Raw genomic sequence first — 15,293 nt, forward strand, 5'->3', positions numbered from 1 at the left:
ATCAAAGTATTAAGCACCTGGTCAACATCTTTTCTGAGAATAGCAAAAAACGTTTTAATCATCTGGTCTTTAGTCAATGACTTCACCTCAGCCATCATGCCAAAATCATAAAAAATTACATCACCATTTAAACTAACAGCTAAATTCCCAGGATGAGGATCTGCTTGAAAAAAACCATCTAATAATAATTGCTTTAAATAACAACAAACTCCTATTTGATTAATCTGTTTAGGATTAATATTACAAGTTTCTAGTCGTACTTTGTCATTAATTTTAATTCCCGGTAAATACTCAAGAGTGATAACTTTTTTCGTAGTATAAGCCCAATAAACAAGAGGTACAATTATTTCCGGATAATCTTTAAAATTTTCCCGAAAACGGTCAGCATTTTTACCCTCATTTACATAATCAATTTCTTGATAGAGAATTTTAAAAAAATCATAATAAATAGCATCTAATTCATACTTCTTAGCCCAGGTAAAATACTTTTGACAAAAACGGATAACATTTTTGACCACCTTTACGTCCAAGTCAAATAAAGATTTTAATCCAGGGCGCTGTACCTTTACTACAACTTCCTCACCTGTTTGTAATTGGGCTTTATGTACTTGTCCAAGACTAGCTGCAGCAATGGGACGTTCTTGAAAATCTCTATAGAGAGAATAAAGAGAGTTGCCAAGTTCTGACTCAATAATAGCGATCGCTTCTGTCGTTTCAAAAGGAGGTACTTGATCTTGTAATTTTCCTAGCTCCTCCACATATTCCTTCGGTAATATGTCAGCCCGCGTGGATAAAGACTGACCTATTTTGATAAAAGTTGGGCCTAAATCTAGCATAGTTTTGACTAGCCACTGAGCACGAAGCTTTCTCACAGAGGCAGACTTATTTTGAAATAAATTATCCCACCATAAAAAGAAAAAAAATTTTCCAACGGCCCTAAAAACATCTATTTTTCTTGTCAGAGGAGAATATTGAGTGCGTTGCCAACGAAGGGACTTAGAGGCATCTTTAGTGAGCATACTATAAAGTTATGTAAATCTATCCACCGTCCATTGATTGTAACTGGGAAACGAAAATTCCGGCTTGAACTAGCGAATTATGTTAATGGTATAAAAACAAGGAAAAGTCTTATTATGTCTAGTGAACAAAGATCGAAACATCCCTTTCATATGTACGAGGCGATTTTCGCACAACCTCAAGCATTTACTCATGCAGCTCAACGCAATGAAGTCTTAATTGATAATTGTGCTACCCGTATAGCTTCCTGTGAGCGGCTATTTTTAGTTGGTATTGGAACTTCATATCATGCAGCTCTGGTGGGTGAACACTTAATGCATTTGTATGGGGGAGACCTTTTCACACAAACATTTCATTCATTTGATTTTGCGCTTTATGGGCCCCGAATAACACCAAGAGATTGTGTCATTGGTATTAGTCATCGCGGGAATAAACTTTATACAGTTGAATCTCTCAAATATGCTCGTGAAGTAGGTTGTTACACGGTTTTAATTACCGGCGAAGGTGTGACTACTGAGGTTGTACAAAGCGATATCATCTTACCTACAGTTCCACAGGATAAGTCAGCAGCCCATACCATTAGTTATACTGGTACAATTTCAGTCTTATCTACTCTTGCGGATCGTATTGGTTTTCATCGTACCGGGACAAGTTTTCTATCAAAAAGTTTTCTGGAGTATGAACTTTCTGAACTACTTTCTGTAGCACTAGAAACGGAGAATGAGATGGTACGCTTGGCCCACGAACAAGTCAATCGGCGACGCATCTGGTTGGTTGGTGGTGGCCCAAATGCGATCACAGCTTCTGAAATCGCCCTTAAAATTAAAGAAACTTCTTATTTGCAAGCTGAAGGTATGTCAATCGAAACGATGTTGCATGGGCCATTTCAATGTACTGAAACAGAAGATCTCTTTATTTTGATTGCACCGACTGGCCCAGCGCAGAGGCGCGTTTTCGAGCTAGCGGGACTTATCCAAGAAATTGGTGCAGCTTATCTAGTGATTAGCGACGGGGTAGCGGAATCGCTGTATGCTAACGCAACAGGTTGGGTTATTGTTCCAAAAGTTCCAGAACCATTCTGTTCTCTAACCTGCCTTGTGCCGCTCCAATTATTTACCTATTACTTAGCATTAGAGTGCGGAACAAACCCTGATGGATTTCGGCTCGAAGATCCACGTTTTGCGCGGGCACGCTCATTAATAGACTTGTAGGAAAGGGTTATTTTTTGAATTTGGAAAAAAAATGATAGAGAAATAAGGGACTTCCAAATAAAAAAATATCCCATTAGCTATAAAAGTAAGGGAGTAGGCAGTAGGCAGCTTTGCTGTAGGGAAGAAATTGAAAAACTAAGGGAGTAGAGAGTAGCTATTTAAAGATAGAGTACAAAAATTGGGATAATTTATTTTTTTCTGCTATTCCCTAATCTGCTATTTCCTAAATAGATAATTTCTTACCAAAAAATTGGGTTTAAAGCCTCCCCCTTTTAGGGGGACTTTATGTTATGCTTAAAAAAGCGGAAAGGTATTCAACCGCTCTAAAAACCTATAGCTACCGTTCCTTGTAGCGTTTGCACCTTGAAAACTAGAGTTATGGGGTTTTGTACAGGAATGCTTGTACATGGAAAAGCTCTAAGCAACAAGTATCAGAGAACCAAATTTTTTTTAGGTTTGAACTGTACCGTAGGGCATACGGGAACAGGCTTTTGATAGCGAAGCTCCTCTGAAAGAGGCAATAGAGCGAACGCTTGGGGAGAGAACCATCTCTGGACTAGATGCCGTAAGGTGTTTAGTTTAAGTGGACTCATTGAACCAAGAATCCTGGTTTCAGGAGAATCCCCGTGCGTTTACGCCGGGGAGTATGTCAAATTTTGTCGGCTTCTTGTTTAGCTACATCGCTGTATTTTTGATAAAGTTCAGCCCTATTGACTGCCACATCATAGCGTGAATAATTTGGAGAAACAGAGGCCATTAGTTGTGATGCCTGTTGCCATTTGGAGGCGATCGCCGTCCACTCCTCCTGAGACTGAGCTGTTTTACCATCAGCAGCAGCTTCTTGAGCAAGTCGTACCGCTTGAGCAAAAGCTTCTTTCGACTCAGCTATAGTATTCTCTAAATTTTTAATAGTGGGGTTGGGAGACTGTAAGGTTGTATTTTCTGTTGTGTTTTCTATAGTTGATATTCTATCTAACCTCGAAAAGTTTAGCCATTTATTAACTTGAATGCCCAAAACTAGCATCAGCAAACTTAGAAAAAAACCACTCATCATACCCAGTTGAAATTGATTTTCTTTTTGCATTTGAGCGCGTTCGACACTTGTGGAGAGAGGTATGGGAATTGGTTTAGGCTTATTTGTCTGAAAATGAAGTGCTATTTGTTTAAAAATATTGGGCTTAGTCAAAGTAATTTGTTGAGACCAGAGCAACTTATCTTTTGGATCTCTGATAATTTCATCAAGCCACAGTAATTGTTGTTCTTGGACAATTCTACTATTAATATTTACTTTTCTGATATTACGAGGTGAGATGTCTTCGAGAGTATGCTTAACTTGCTTGACAAGGTGAGACTGTTCTAACTGTTCAATCTGGGGAGCTTCACATAAAAGCTGTAAAACACCATCAGAAAATATAGCTCTAATTCTTACATCTAATGTAGCAAGCTGTTGATTAAGAACTTGAATAATAGCTGCCACACTTCCTTGACGTGCTTGTATAAATATATCGTTAATTCGTTCTGTCATTAGTAGTTACTGCAATTGATTTATTTGCTTAGGGAGTAGCAAAAACATTTTTATACTGTAGTTTATCTATAGTTAAAATCACTATACTACTGAAAAAAAAAGCAATAAAATCAAATCAAATATAAATAATTTTATACCTTTCTCTTAAGAGTAGATAGGGACAGAATTACCACTTTTTAGGAAGTCAAACAGTATTAGCTATGGAAGTTAAGAATCTTATACCAAATTAATATGAAGCTGCATAGAATAATATCTCGATCAGGGTTGACTGTAGATCCAGATATACAAATTAATAAATTTCATAATTCTGTACCACTTATAAAATTGGTGTAATACCCAAAACTTATTGACCTAACACGTAATTCTGTGCAGCCTCACATCAAATCGGTATTGTGTTAAAATTTGCGACAGCAATAGAGGGGTAAAAACAGGAAATTGACTATGGCCCAATCCCTAAGTGGCAAAATATTTGTAGTAGATGACAATATTGATACCGACCAAATTATTCCCGCCGAGTACCTAACTTTGGTTCCTTCCAAGCCAGATGAATATGAAAAGTTAGGTAGTTATGCTCTATGTGGGTTACCCGATCGCTACGGTAAGTTTATCTCACCGGGAGAAATGAAAACCCACTATCCAATAATTGTGGCTGGAGAAAACTTTGGTTGTGGTTCTTCGCGGGAACACGCACCTATCGCCTTGGGTGCTTCTGGCGTCCAAGCAGTAGTTTCTCAATCTTATGCTCGCATCTTTTTTCGCAATTGTTCGGCAACTGGGGAGTTATATCCTTGGGAGTCTGTCGATCGCCTATGTGAGTTATTTGAAACTGGTCAGGAAGTTACTATTGATTTTGAAGAAAATCAGTTAACTAATCATACTCTTGGTAAAACTTATCAGTTGAAGTCTTTGGGAGAAGTAAAACCTGTCATTGATGCTGGTGGTCTTTTTGCCTATGCACGTCAAACAGGTATGATTTCTCAAAAACCAAGTTAATTTTTTATTTTCAATTAGGAATTAGGAGAGAAATTAATCTCTCCTTTTTGCTGTTCAATTTTTCGATAATTTTTAGTTGTTTACTTTTGCATTTGATGGAAGCTAAATCTTCAGAACATACCAGTTTAAAATTAGTTATTTTATAATCAGAGAATTATTGCTACTGTCGTGTTGGCAATTTCTTTAACTTCTGGTTGGAGTTGGAGAAATTATGATGCTCTGACAACTCCATAAATTATCAATTATTTCTCCCTGTTGCCTGTTGTCTGTTGTCTGTTGCCCTCTTCATACTTTCTCTGATAGAAAAAGTAAAAGAGGGAAAAGGCAACAATAAATAAGTTGTTGCATTGACTCATCAATCCATTAATTTTGCATAAATTCCTGTAAACCACGAGTCATCATCTCAACTATTCCCTCTTGGTTATTCAGTTCACTTTTTGCCTCAGTTTCTATACGCTCTACAACATCACCTGGAAGATTCAGCAATTGCTTTAAATTTTCATAAGCAGCTTCTTCATCTTCATTAATATTAGGTTCTTCAGGAGTACGAGCGCTACAAGCAATTACTTCGTAACCCAACTTTAGCACCAGTTCCCGTTCTTGTTGGGATTCTAACTTAGGAATTGATTCCCCTAATGGGATATTTTGCATGAAATAATCCCTTAATTCTTCCTGAAGTTGTTGCTGTCGATCTCCTGTAGCAAAAAGACTACTGAATCGATTTAACATTAAGTCTACCTCTTCTTGCGCCAGTTGTCCATCAGACCATGCCATATAAGCAACAATCCGCAACAAATTCATCTGGCGTGGAGTAATAGATGGAGGTGGAGGTGGTTGCACTGCCATAGATTTTTCCTCAATTTTTGGCTATTCATAGCTAAAGTTCTAACCTATCATCAACTCAGCAATTATTATCCAATAGTTGACAATTTTTAACTGAATCTGTGAGAAGTCCCACTATGCTATTGGCCTCCATCCATTAGACATCTCCAGAAAAGAGGCAACAGGCAACAGGCAACAGGCAACAGGCAACCCACCCCTAGCCCCTCCCAGGAGGGGAAGAATTGATAATTTATGGATAAGAATTGATTTTATTTTTGATTATTTGGAGATGTCTATATAGTGTGGGGAGATCAAGAAAGGTTTGGCAATGGCGCATTGGTCGGAACATTTTTTTTTTACCGAATAAATAAGGATTTGATATCAGGAGTCAGGAGGACCGAGTCAGTAGAATTTTTTTGCTTTGCTCATCTGATTTGCTTTTCTGAGCTATCTATAACACTCGCAAGAGTTAGTTAGGATATAGAGCGATCGCAAACCTTAGAGAGGAAAAACTTTTCCCGCTATTGATTTTTCCTTGCCATATAAGATCAATATGTGATCTATGTCATTAGTTAGTCAACAGAAGTATCACTAACCAAGCTTCATATTATCACTAACCAAGCTTCATATTATCACTAATCAAGCTTCATGTTATCACTAATCAAGCTTCATGTTATCACTAATCAAGCTTATGGAAATCACTTACTAACTACATTACAATATAGGATAATGACTTTGTATTTAAAATTAGCAAGGTAGAAAGAATTATGGCTCTCTTAATTCGTCCTTTAGGTGATTTTAACAAAAAAAAGAGTTCTCTGCTACAACAAAAGTTGAAACAAATGTTAGCTAATAGCTCAGAAAATTGCTGTGTAGTAGACCTTGCCACTATCCATTCCATTAATAATTATGGATTAGTGACTTTGGTTGCATTACATCGTATAGCCAAGAAAAATGGTTGTAACTTATATCTAATAAATTTGAACGATCAAGTTAAATATTATCTAGAACTTACTGGACTAGACAGAAAGTTTAATATTAAGCAAAATGTGAAAAATGTTAAATGTAAGCCAGATAGTAAACTGAATTATTGTTCTCATATCAATCCAGACAAGCAGGTTATTTGATGATGAACAAAAGAAGGATTATACCAATTACTAAAAGTAATGCGATACTTAGATACGACTTCAATTATAAAATAATTAATATGAGCTAAATCACTTTTTTAGTAATTATTAGCTATTTAGTATGAATTATGATCATTTTTAATCCTCCCCCCCCTACTCCCGTGATTCCCTATTTCGCTGCCAAAGCAAATGTATAAGAATTTTTGATAAATGGTATTATATACGGTTATGTTGTCACTGTGGAAATCAGCAAAAAATGTCGTTAAATGTGAGAACTTTTGAATGTACAGAATGTGATTTCACTGCCGACAGAGACTTTAATGCTGCTGTCAACCAGGAAAACTATGTACATAAGTAGGTGCAGTCTCCACAGATTTTAAGCCTGCGGTCAGTGGTCTATTGGTACAATTATATATATTTACATAATAAATCAGAACTTATCCCACTAATGTAAGACTTAGTTCATCTAATTTTTGATAGAGTTGGCTGTATCATTTTATTAATTTTGAGAATATATTATCTCTCAAGCACTTAGAATTGAAAACATTCTGGAAAAAGGAAGTTATAAGAAGGAATAAATAATAATTTTTATTCATTGTTTTGAAGTGCTAAAAATCTGCTACTTGAAAGATAAATCATCTCCAACTTAGGTTGACGGCAAATTAAAACATGACTAAAATTAACTACACTACAAGAATATATTTTACCAATTCCGATATAGTTTTTCAACATCAAACATAATCTCTTCATTTGGCAATCTAATCTTTGATTTCTGTCGTTCATAAAGGCTTTCTACTGCCGTTGTATCCTGGTCAATGACAGTAGCTGCAGCCTGTAAAAATGATTTTTGAAACAAAAACTTGAAGACAGGATTTTTGAATTTTCCATATAACAAAATAAATGTTTTTGTTACGTTTTCAGTTTCTGGGTAAACAATGTGAGTTTGAACAATATTACCTACTGGTACTTCAGCTAAGAATGTTGTAATTGAAGGAAAAGAATATTCTAGAGTATTGTTCATAACTTTAGGAATTATCCCCAAAGCCGGATTTTTTAAAATTTCTCCAAAAGTATTTTCAGCTCTTGTTATATATTGTTCTACTTTAGCATAATATCCATTAGTTTGATATGACTTAACGTCACATGAGGTAATTTCAAACAAATCCTTATGAGTACCATTTTGATGATTATAGTCATAGTTAACAAGCATACTACTTAAAAAATCTGCCTGAATACTCTTTTCTCCACTTACTCCAATAAATTCATATTCCTCAGTTACTTTTTGAATTAACTCAGGAATTGGTAATCTTGGCTCATAGCCACCATAAGTCCAAAGACAATCCTCTTTAACAATCAATTCTAAAGGTTGGGTAATTGGTTGAGTGTCTAATTTACCTGCCTTATATAATTTTCCTGCTCCATCAAATTCTAGGGCATGAAAAGGACAAGTTATTGTGTTTCGTTCTTGACAAATCCAGCCTTCAGATAAGGGAGCTTGAAAATGAGGACAGATATTATCGAGGGCAAAAACTTCGCCTTTTTTGTTTTGCCAAATAACATAATCTTTCCCATTTAAAGTGATTTTTTTAGGTTGATTAACTCCTAGCATAGACTTATGAGCAATCAACCAAGGTGCGCCTGGTAAAATTGGTTCCATATCTACCTCATATTGAGTACTTATTATATAGTTGGGAGTGGAGAAGTAGGGGAGTGGGGGAGTGGGGGAATGGGGGAGTGGGGGAGCGGGGGAGCGGGGGAGTGGGGGAGATTAAAGCGAACCTATCCCACTAATAATATTTTTGCTAAAAACCCTAAATATTTTGATAATTAAAAGTGAAAAATAAAGCTTTTTAAGCATATTTTACTTAAATAAATAAGTTTGTTTAAAATAGTGGGATAGGTTCGTATTTATAGAATTATCATCATATATTATATAACCGGATTCTATTCTCAAAAATTATATTTACTAACAAAAAAAATGTTTTAATTTCCTGTATTTATCTATAGAGTTGTATTGTTTCTGAATGCTTACGTTGAAGATTATTCAAATAATAATTCTCTGGCTCCAGCATAACCAGATTCTACTATTTGACAAGCCATTTGTTCATAAGCTCCAGACTCATTTGGTGTAGTAGTTGCTAAACCATCTACATAGCGATTAAACATACAAAAAGCTGCTGCAATTAATACTGTGTCGTGAATTTCTCTATCTGTTGCACCTACATTTTTTGCCTCTTGAATATCATCTTCAGAAACTTGTTTGCCACCAAGCTGTACTTTTGCTGCTATTTTCAGTAGGGTTTTAAGTTTGTCGGTAATATCTGTATTTTCAACGTTGTCGTAAACTGCATCAACTAAATTACTGTTGCGCTTGAGAAGTTGTTTTGCAACCGTACCATGAACACCTGTACAAAAGTTACATTCGTTCAAGTGGGATACATAAGCACCTATCAGTTCCCGCTCCTCAACTGATAGGGGAGAGTCTCCTCTCAACAGAGTTTCGCTCAATTCCAATAGCAGTTTGCCTGTATCTGGCCGATATTTCATTAATCCCACAATGCCGGGAAAGCCTGATGGTATATCTATATGTGCCATCTGTCGCTCCTTCTCTCTAATAACTAACTAAATATTTATTTAGTTAGTAACTATAAAGCTTTTAAATATGGTTTGTCAAGAGTTAACGAAGCAAATGGTGACATACTCCCACACGCTCGCTGGCGCTATAGTGTCGGCTTCTCGTTTCGTCGCCCTGCCATTGCATCGGGCAAGCGCGTGCTTTAAGGACGGAATGCCCTGCCGCCCTATTTTTTATATTTATCGCTGCATTCACATCGTGGTCTATTACAACACCGCAATGCGGACAAGAATGAGTTCGTATGTTTAATTTTTTGGGAACTTTTTCCCCACAGTTTGAGCAATCTTGGCTAGTATTTTTGGGGTTTACTCCTATAGTTTTCTGTCCAGCATTTCCGGCTTTGACAGTCAAAATAGACAGGAATTGACCCCCAAATCGCATCGTTAATTGATTTACTCAAACGAGTCTTTGCTAGCCCTTTAATGTTTAAGTTTGCCTCCGGCACGCCGCTCCGCGTCTACGTGGGCTATAACTTCAGCTTTTGATAATAACTCGTTAGCTGTTTTAAAGTGAAAATCTTTACGTTTATCAGCCACTCTTTTATGCTGTTTAGCTACAGCTTTAACAGCCTTGAGCCACCTTTTACTTCCTTTTTTCTTTCGAGATAAACGTTTCTGTAGGGTCTTTAATCGCTGCTGAGATTTTCGATAGTATTGAGGTATGGGGACAGATTCTCCTTCACTTGTTACTAAGAATTCCTTTAGCCCCATATCAATTCCCAGAGTATTTTTTAATGTAGGTTCCACTTCAGTTGTTAAAGTTGGAACTGATTTGTCTTCTAGGGATAAAGTCATTTCAGTTATCAGTTATCAGTTATCAGTTATCAGTACCTTTGTCTGAAGTAAAGTGAATTGAAATATTGAACTTGATTTCTCTTGGTCTATTGGATATGGCGCAGGTTTCGGAGCCATCCCTCGACCGCTTTTTTCCCATTAAAAGGGGAGGCTTCAAGGCACGAATTATTTAATTATTAATTATTAATTATTAATTATTAATTATTAAGGTAACGTCCTTTTCCCTTAAACCTTGGTTTTCCTAATTTCTGTCCACTCTTGTCTGCCTTAAACCATCTATCAAAGGCAAGTTTTACCCATTTAATGCAATCGCGGTATACCTGAGAATGAATTAGTTTGTAGGAAGGAAACTTGTCTTTGGTATTGACCAAATCTTTTTTTTGAGAGTAATAATCTGGATTATCTCTGAGTTGAGGAATTGGCATCACTAAGGGGCAGGCGTTGACTGGACAACGGTTTTCTTCCCACCACGAGAACCGTTCACCTAACCGATAGTTATACTGCCGACGCAATAATTCCAACCACATTTCTATTGTGGCTATTTGATATGAGTTGGGCCTTAATCTATATTGGTAGGCAGTGCGCATGGTGGAATTTTTCCGGGGTTATTGCCAGATAATCATACAAGTTTTTCAACTAGGGCGAAAGCTTCTGCTGGGATGGCATGCAAATTGAATGGGCATCGAACCTATTAAATTTGTCGCCGATTCAGCTAATATTAATAAACTAAGGATTAAGGCCATATTTTAGCCAGAGCAATTAGTGTAAAGCTTGGCCTTTTCAGAGCGAGGCATTAACGAAGTCAGAAGTCAGAAGTCAGTAGGGGCAATTTTCGTTCCGGAATACTTTCCTTTGGAATGCTTTCCGTAGGAAATCACCCGTACAGAAGTTGTTTTTGTAACGGGGATTAGAGCAACCCTCCAAAAACATTTCGCCTTAAAAGGCGGGGTTTTATACCTAATTATTTTGATAAACTTTTTGGGAATCTATTTATAAAAGTTGTGAAGCATCAAACCAAAGAAAAACCATCACCGAACAAGAAAGGAAGGTTGCGCGATCGAGAAGCAACAAAAGCAGAAATTTTAGATGCAGCAGAAGAGGAATTTGCGAAATATGGTTTAGCTGGGGCAAAGATAGACGCGATCGCAGCTCGTACAGGAGTAACAAAAGCCATGATTTACTATTATTTCAAAGGTAAGGAGGTTTTGTATCAGGAGGTTTTTCAACGCTTAGTCATAGAACTTAATGAAATGATTCAGCAGTCGCATCTGGAGCAGTTACCAGCAGAAGTAGCTTTAAAAATGGTAATACGTTCAGCGATCGCCTACGAAGCATCTCATCCGTATAGAGGGAGACTGTGGTTCCATGAAGCAATTCAAAATCAGGGTAAATACGGAGAATTAACTGGTTGGCAAGATAGCTTTGTATTTTTGATGGGTATTTTGGAGCGGGGAATAGCAGAAGGAAGTTTCCGGCAGGTTGACCCATTTTTGACAACTATAAATATTCTAGGGATTTGTGTTTTTTACTTTGATGCTCAGGAAAATCTTAGTTATCTCAAACCTGATCGACAACTTTTGAGTCAGGAAATGATTGAAAAACAAACTCAAGAAGTCATCAATTTAGTTCTAGGTGGCGTACTTTTATATTCAGAAAACTCTAGTAAAGTTTAAAATACAAAAAAAAGTTAAATTTTTCTATAGTAATTTAATTAGTTTATTTTTGACATCTATAATTAACTTTTAAGAATTTGGAATCTATTCGGGATAGAGGATCGTCGTGGTTGCTGTTTATATTGATGATCCCCAATCAATAAATTACCAGTATTTTATGTTTAAAAATAGAGTTTTTAGATTGATATTAAGTACTATTTTATCCATAATAATTTGCTTAATTATTGGTTATATTACTCCAAGAAATTGGCATGATAATTCTTGCAATATGACTTTACTAGACAAAGGTATATCTATCTATATCTATAATACTGGTATCCATACAGATATTCTAGTTCCAGTCAGAACTAAAACTTGGGATTGGCAGCAATATTTCAACTTAAAATTAATAGCTAATCAATCAGCTTCTATAAAATATCTAGCTTTTGGCCTTGGTGATCGAGCTTATTTTCTCGAAACTTATACTGGGACATCATTGCCAATTGTGACCATTATTAAGGCCCTTTTTTTACCAACACCCTCTGCCATGAGGGTATTAGCATATAAAAATATTCCTCAACAATATGAAATTAAGTGTGCTATAATTAATCAATCTAATTACCGTAGGCTGATGAAATTCATCAATAATTCCTTCCAGTTAGATGCCCAAGGTAATAAAGTAAACCTGATCGTAGACAGTAATTATGGAGGCGGTTTTTATGCAGCAAAAGGTAGTTATTCAATTTTAAGAGGTTGTAATGATTGGACTGCAGAAGGTATGAAATTAGCAGGAGTAAAAACTCCTGTATGGTCAGGACTTTCTAGTTCGATTATGTATCATATTAACAGTAAATGCAACTGTTAAAAAAACAGTAGTTTTGAATACAAAAAATATTGTCTATGAATATTATACCAGCAATCGATATATTAGACGGACGTTGTGTACGGTTATATCAAGGAGATTATAAGCGAACGCAAGTTTTTAATGATAACCCAGTTGATGTAGCAAAAAGGTGGGTAGATGAAGGAGCAACAAAGCTACATTTGGTAGACTTAGACGGTGCAAAAGCAGGTCAACCTGTAAATCAAAGGACAATAGAAGCGATTATCAAAGCAGTAGATGTACCAATACAATTAGGGGGAGGTTTACGCAACTATTCTGCAGTGGCAAGTGTGCTTGCTCTTGGGGTTAAACAAGCTATTTTAGGTACTGTAGCCCTCGAACGACCTCAGTTAATATGTAACCTATGTCAAGAATTTCCTGGTCAAATTATTGTAGGCATTGATGCCAGAAATGGTAAAGTTGCTACTAAAGGATGGTTAGAAACATCTGAGGTCTCAGCAACTGACCTTGCTCGGCAGATGGCTAAACTAAAAGTTGCAGCGGTCATCTACACTGATATTCAGCGAGATGGTACTCTCAAAGGGCCTAACATACAATCCTTAAGGGAATTAGCTGCTGCCATCAATATTCCCATCATTGCTTCTGGTGGTATTAGTTCAATTACTGATTTGTTAAGTCTGTTAGCTTTAGAATCCATGGGTGTAGAAGGTGCAATTGTTGGTCGTGCTTTGTACACTGGTGATATTTGTCTGACAGAAGCAAATCAAGCTGTAGGTCAAGGACGTTGGCAAGATATTCCTTCAAATTTAGGATATTCTGCTTTTGCTTAAGATCTAATCTGTTTAATTCCATATATATCCAATTTAGAGCAATATGGAATAGGAAATATAGTAGGGAAGAGTGGTGTTACCCTGCATTGGCGGCAGACTTGCCTAGTAGTGTACTTCTGCAACTCAAGACTGTGAAAAACATTTCCCCTGATTCGATTTATGATCGGCATAAGTCAAACACTAAGGACTCGTGTAAAAATAACCTGAACAGTTTTTTGATGGAAGCTATATTTCACAATTTATCCTAGATCAAATTTGTACAACTTATTTTTACATGGCTCCTAACTCGTTCCTTGCTATTGTTTCTGTGTTTCTCATTCTTTATTCCTTAAAAGTCCTGAAATGCTAATCAAGAACAGGTAATAGTCAAAAAAAGAAGAGTAGGGGAGCGGGGGAGTAGGGGAGTAGGGGAGTAGGGGAGAATTTTTTTGCCCAACTATGCGCTAAAAAAGCGCTCCATGCATGAGCATGAAGAGCTGAAAACCATGTACTTGTTCAATATCTAAAAAGGCACTTACCTTTATCTGGTAATTATTTGAGATTTAATCAGCAAACCCTAATTATTAATTATTAATTTATAAGGAACTCCTGAAACTCTGTAGATAGGAGGTGGGGAGATGGGGAGATGGGGAGATGGGGAGATGGGGAGATGGGGAGATGGGAAATATTTGGTAATGGTTGAAAATGAAACATTTTTTTATATCGAATTAAACGGATTTGATATAATTAATAATTATTAATTATTAATTATTAATTATTAATTATTAATTAGGGCTTGCGTCCTCTAAATTCCCATTTATCCTGACTCCTGATATCATGTCCGGTTGAATAATTAGACTTTGGTGGAAGGAAGGCAGAAGGCAGGAGGCAGGAGGCAGAAGGTTTTCTTCTATTGTCAACTTAATTTTATACACAAACGATGCTGCCGGACATGATATGACTTCTACCCTCACCTATAAGAATTTTTCAGCAAACCCTAATTATTAATTATTAATTATTAATTATTAATTGTTGAAAGATATCTTCTACCACCAATCATCTACTACCCTACTTAAAATTACAATTATTTAGTAAAAATAGTTAGTAATATTGCTCCTAATAAATAGTGATTTGCTTGTAAATTTAATCCAACTTCTTTGCCTAATTGTTCGCGAACTTTTGGACTATAAAGCTTAATTCCACCAGGAGTAATACTCAAAGATTGAAATTCATCTTGCCACTTGAAATAGGAATCCACTAAATAGAAAAATCCTCCTGGGCGTAAAACTCGACTCACTTCACTAAATACTTCTTGAGGATGAGGATAATGTAAAAAACTAATTGTATTAAAGACGGCATCAAATTGTTCATTAGCAAAAGTCATCTCTTCAGCATTTCCTATTAAAAATGTTATACTTTCTTGATGACGATTACGACTATTAGCTTGATCAACCATTTCGGGAGATAAATCTAAACCAGTACCTTGAAGATTGGGAAATTTAACAGCAAGACGATGGAGAAGTTTTCCAGTACCACAACCTAAATCTAGTACATTTGATGGACTTGGCAGATTTACATATTCCAGTAATCTTTGATGTACTGCTTGATAAACTACAGATGGAAACAACCAATCATAATTAGGTGCCCAAAGATCGAAAAATTTTTGTTTAGAGGAAATATTATTTGTCATATAGCAGTTATGTTTGAGTTCATCAGAAAATAAAAATTATCTCGTTCCATACAAGCGATCGCCTGCATCTCCTAGTCCTGGAATAATATAACCATGTGTGTCTAATTTTTCATCAATAGCAGCAGTGTATAAAGGTATATCTGGGTGATACTTATGGAAATTATCAATTCACTA

General features: G+C 36.2%; 17 protein-coding genes and 1 pseudogene. 8 read left to right on the forward strand and 10 right to left on the reverse strand.

Annotation, left to right across the window (positions count from 1 at the left end):
* On the reverse strand, positions 1 to 1,019 hold a 1,019-nt coding region (locus tag F6K54_RS25035), incomplete at its 3' end, for an AarF/ABC1/UbiB kinase family protein (protein ID WP_293083447.1).
* A gap of 114 nt (positions 1,020 to 1,133) precedes the next feature.
* On the opposite strand from F6K54_RS25035, the gene F6K54_RS25040 reads away from it, so the two are divergent.
* The gene (locus F6K54_RS25040; protein WP_293083450.1) at positions 1,134 to 2,228 is read left to right on the forward strand and encodes an SIS domain-containing protein; all 1,095 of its coding nucleotides are present in this window, start codon (positions 1,134 to 1,136) and stop codon (positions 2,226 to 2,228) included.
* A 649-nt stretch (positions 2,229 to 2,877) separates the two neighbouring features.
* On the opposite strand, the gene F6K54_RS25045 is transcribed toward F6K54_RS25040, so the two are convergent.
* On the reverse strand, positions 2,878 to 3,753 hold the full coding sequence (locus F6K54_RS25045) for a hypothetical protein (RefSeq protein WP_293083453.1): 876 nt from the start codon (positions 3,751 to 3,753) through the stop codon (positions 2,878 to 2,880).
* Positions 3,754 to 4,194: 441 nt separating this feature from the next.
* Between F6K54_RS25045 and F6K54_RS25050 the strand changes: the two genes are divergently transcribed.
* Entirely contained in the window at positions 4,195 to 4,746 is a 552-nt protein-coding gene (locus F6K54_RS25050; RefSeq protein WP_293083456.1) for a 3-isopropylmalate dehydratase, read from the forward strand.
* 363 nt (positions 4,747 to 5,109) lie between these two features.
* Here the strand turns inward: F6K54_RS25050 and F6K54_RS25055 are convergent, their stop codons facing one another.
* Entirely contained in the window at positions 5,110 to 5,592 is a 483-nt protein-coding gene (locus F6K54_RS25055) for a TerB family tellurite resistance protein (RefSeq protein ID WP_293083459.1), read from the reverse strand.
* Between the two features lie 743 nt (positions 5,593 to 6,335).
* Between F6K54_RS25055 and F6K54_RS25060 the strand changes: the two genes are divergently transcribed.
* Both F6K54_RS25060 and F6K54_RS25065 read left to right on the forward strand, forming a co-directional pair.
* Entirely contained in the window at positions 6,336 to 6,695 is a 360-nt protein-coding gene (locus F6K54_RS25060; RefSeq protein WP_293083462.1) for an STAS domain-containing protein, read from the forward strand.
* 220 nt (positions 6,696 to 6,915) lie between these two features.
* Positions 6,916 to 7,053 (forward strand): zinc ribbon domain-containing protein, encoded by a 138-nt coding sequence (locus tag F6K54_RS25065; RefSeq protein WP_293083484.1) that lies wholly within the window; start codon positions 6,916 to 6,918, stop codon positions 7,051 to 7,053.
* A gap of 345 nt (positions 7,054 to 7,398) precedes the next feature.
* Here F6K54_RS25065 and F6K54_RS25070 read toward each other — a convergent pair whose 3' ends face one another.
* The 5 genes from F6K54_RS25070 to F6K54_RS25085 all read right to left on the reverse strand — a co-directional run bounded on the left by F6K54_RS25070 (position 7,399) and on the right by F6K54_RS25085 (position 10,711).
* A complete protein-coding gene (locus F6K54_RS25070) occupies positions 7,399 to 8,352 on the reverse strand; it encodes a Rieske 2Fe-2S domain-containing protein (RefSeq protein ID WP_293083465.1) in 954 nt (317 codons plus the stop codon).
* Between the two features lie 383 nt (positions 8,353 to 8,735).
* Positions 8,736 to 9,290 carry a carboxymuconolactone decarboxylase family protein gene (locus F6K54_RS25075; protein WP_293083468.1) on the reverse strand — a complete coding sequence of 185 codons (555 nt, stop codon included), beginning with the start codon at positions 9,288 to 9,290 and terminating at the stop codon, positions 8,736 to 8,738.
* An 82-nt stretch (positions 9,291 to 9,372) separates the two neighbouring features.
* Positions 9,373 to 9,711, reverse strand: coding sequence for a transposase (locus F6K54_RS43180; protein ID WP_366558234.1), 339 nt, complete (start codon positions 9,709 to 9,711; stop codon positions 9,373 to 9,375).
* Positions 9,712 to 9,749: 38 nt separating this feature from the next.
* Positions 9,750 to 10,124: a transposase gene (locus F6K54_RS43185; RefSeq protein WP_366558235.1), complete on the reverse strand. Its 375-nt coding sequence runs from the start codon at positions 10,122 to 10,124 to the stop codon at positions 9,750 to 9,752.
* 197 nt (positions 10,125 to 10,321) lie between these two features.
* On the reverse strand, positions 10,322 to 10,711 hold the full coding sequence (locus tag F6K54_RS25085; RefSeq protein WP_293083471.1) for a helix-turn-helix domain-containing protein: 390 nt from the start codon (positions 10,709 to 10,711) through the stop codon (positions 10,322 to 10,324).
* 414 nt (positions 10,712 to 11,125) lie between these two features.
* Between F6K54_RS25085 and F6K54_RS25090 the strand changes: the two genes are divergently transcribed.
* The 4 genes from F6K54_RS25090 (at position 11,126) to F6K54_RS25105 (ending at position 14,190) form a co-directional block, all read left to right on the forward strand.
* Positions 11,126 to 11,797 (forward strand): TetR/AcrR family transcriptional regulator, encoded by a 672-nt coding sequence (locus F6K54_RS25090; protein WP_293083473.1) that lies wholly within the window; start codon positions 11,126 to 11,128, stop codon positions 11,795 to 11,797.
* 157 nt (positions 11,798 to 11,954) lie between these two features.
* Positions 11,955 to 12,641: a DUF2459 domain-containing protein gene (locus F6K54_RS25095; protein ID WP_293083476.1), complete on the forward strand. Its 687-nt coding sequence runs from the start codon at positions 11,955 to 11,957 to the stop codon at positions 12,639 to 12,641.
* Between the two features lie 35 nt (positions 12,642 to 12,676).
* Positions 12,677 to 13,450, forward strand: a complete 774-nt coding sequence (hisA, locus tag F6K54_RS25100; protein WP_293083477.1) for a 1-(5-phosphoribosyl)-5-[(5-phosphoribosylamino)methylideneamino]imidazole-4-carboxamide isomerase — start codon at positions 12,677 to 12,679, stop codon at positions 13,448 to 13,450.
* A 617-nt stretch (positions 13,451 to 14,067) separates the two neighbouring features.
* The gene (locus F6K54_RS25105) at positions 14,068 to 14,190 is read left to right on the forward strand and encodes a hypothetical protein (RefSeq protein WP_293083480.1); all 123 of its coding nucleotides are present in this window, start codon (positions 14,068 to 14,070) and stop codon (positions 14,188 to 14,190) included.
* 323 nt (positions 14,191 to 14,513) lie between these two features.
* Here F6K54_RS25105 and F6K54_RS25110 read toward each other — a convergent pair whose 3' ends face one another.
* Together F6K54_RS25110 and F6K54_RS25115 are read right to left on the reverse strand one after the other, a co-directional pair.
* On the reverse strand, positions 14,514 to 15,119 hold the full coding sequence (locus F6K54_RS25110) for a class I SAM-dependent methyltransferase (protein WP_293083482.1): 606 nt from the start codon (positions 15,117 to 15,119) through the stop codon (positions 14,514 to 14,516).
* Positions 15,120 to 15,155: 36 nt separating this feature from the next.
* Positions 15,156 to 15,278, reverse strand: a pseudogene (locus F6K54_RS25115) (uracil phosphoribosyltransferase); the annotation flags it as partial.
* Positions 15,279 to 15,293 lie beyond the last annotated feature (15 nt).

This window comes from Okeania sp. SIO3B5, assembly GCF_010692555.1.
GTDB lineage: Bacteria > Cyanobacteriota > Cyanobacteriia > Cyanobacteriales > Microcoleaceae > Okeania.

Bases quoted from the DNA above. Each gene is read 5' to 3' on its own strand.
- F6K54_RS25050 (WP_293083456.1), top strand. From the start codon at position 4,195: ATGGCCCAATCCCTAAGTGGCAAAATATTTGTAGTAGATGACAATATT.
- F6K54_RS25060 (WP_293083462.1), top strand. From the start codon at position 6,336: ATGGCTCTCTTAATTCGTCCTTTAGGTGATTTTAACAAAAAAAAGAGT.
- F6K54_RS25075 (WP_293083468.1), bottom strand. From the start codon at position 9,290: ATGGCACATATAGATATACCATCAGGCTTTCCCGGCATTGTGGGATTA.
- F6K54_RS25105 (WP_293083480.1), top strand. From the start codon at position 14,068: ATGGGGAGATGGGGAGATGGGGAGATGGGGAGATGGGGAGATGGGAAA.
- F6K54_RS43180 (WP_366558234.1), bottom strand. From the start codon at position 9,711: ATGCGATTTGGGGGTCAATTCCTGTCTATTTTGACTGTCAAAGCCGGA.
- hisA (WP_293083477.1), top strand. From the start codon at position 12,677: ATGAATATTATACCAGCAATCGATATATTAGACGGACGTTGTGTACGG.
- F6K54_RS25110 (WP_293083482.1), bottom strand. From the start codon at position 15,119: ATGACAAATAATATTTCCTCTAAACAAAAATTTTTCGATCTTTGGGCA.
- F6K54_RS25045 (WP_293083453.1), bottom strand. From the start codon at position 3,753: ATGACAGAACGAATTAACGATATATTTATACAAGCACGTCAAGGAAGT.
- F6K54_RS25070 (WP_293083465.1), bottom strand. From the start codon at position 8,352: ATGGAACCAATTTTACCAGGCGCACCTTGGTTGATTGCTCATAAGTCT.
- F6K54_RS25085 (WP_293083471.1), bottom strand. From the start codon at position 10,711: ATGCGCACTGCCTACCAATATAGATTAAGGCCCAACTCATATCAAATA.
- F6K54_RS25095 (WP_293083476.1), top strand. From the start codon at position 11,955: ATGTTTAAAAATAGAGTTTTTAGATTGATATTAAGTACTATTTTATCC.
- F6K54_RS25055 (WP_293083459.1), bottom strand. From the start codon at position 5,592: ATGGCAGTGCAACCACCTCCACCTCCATCTATTACTCCACGCCAGATG.
- F6K54_RS43185 (WP_366558235.1), bottom strand. From the start codon at position 10,124: ATGACTTTATCCCTAGAAGACAAATCAGTTCCAACTTTAACAACTGAA.
- F6K54_RS25040 (WP_293083450.1), top strand. From the start codon at position 1,134: ATGTCTAGTGAACAAAGATCGAAACATCCCTTTCATATGTACGAGGCG.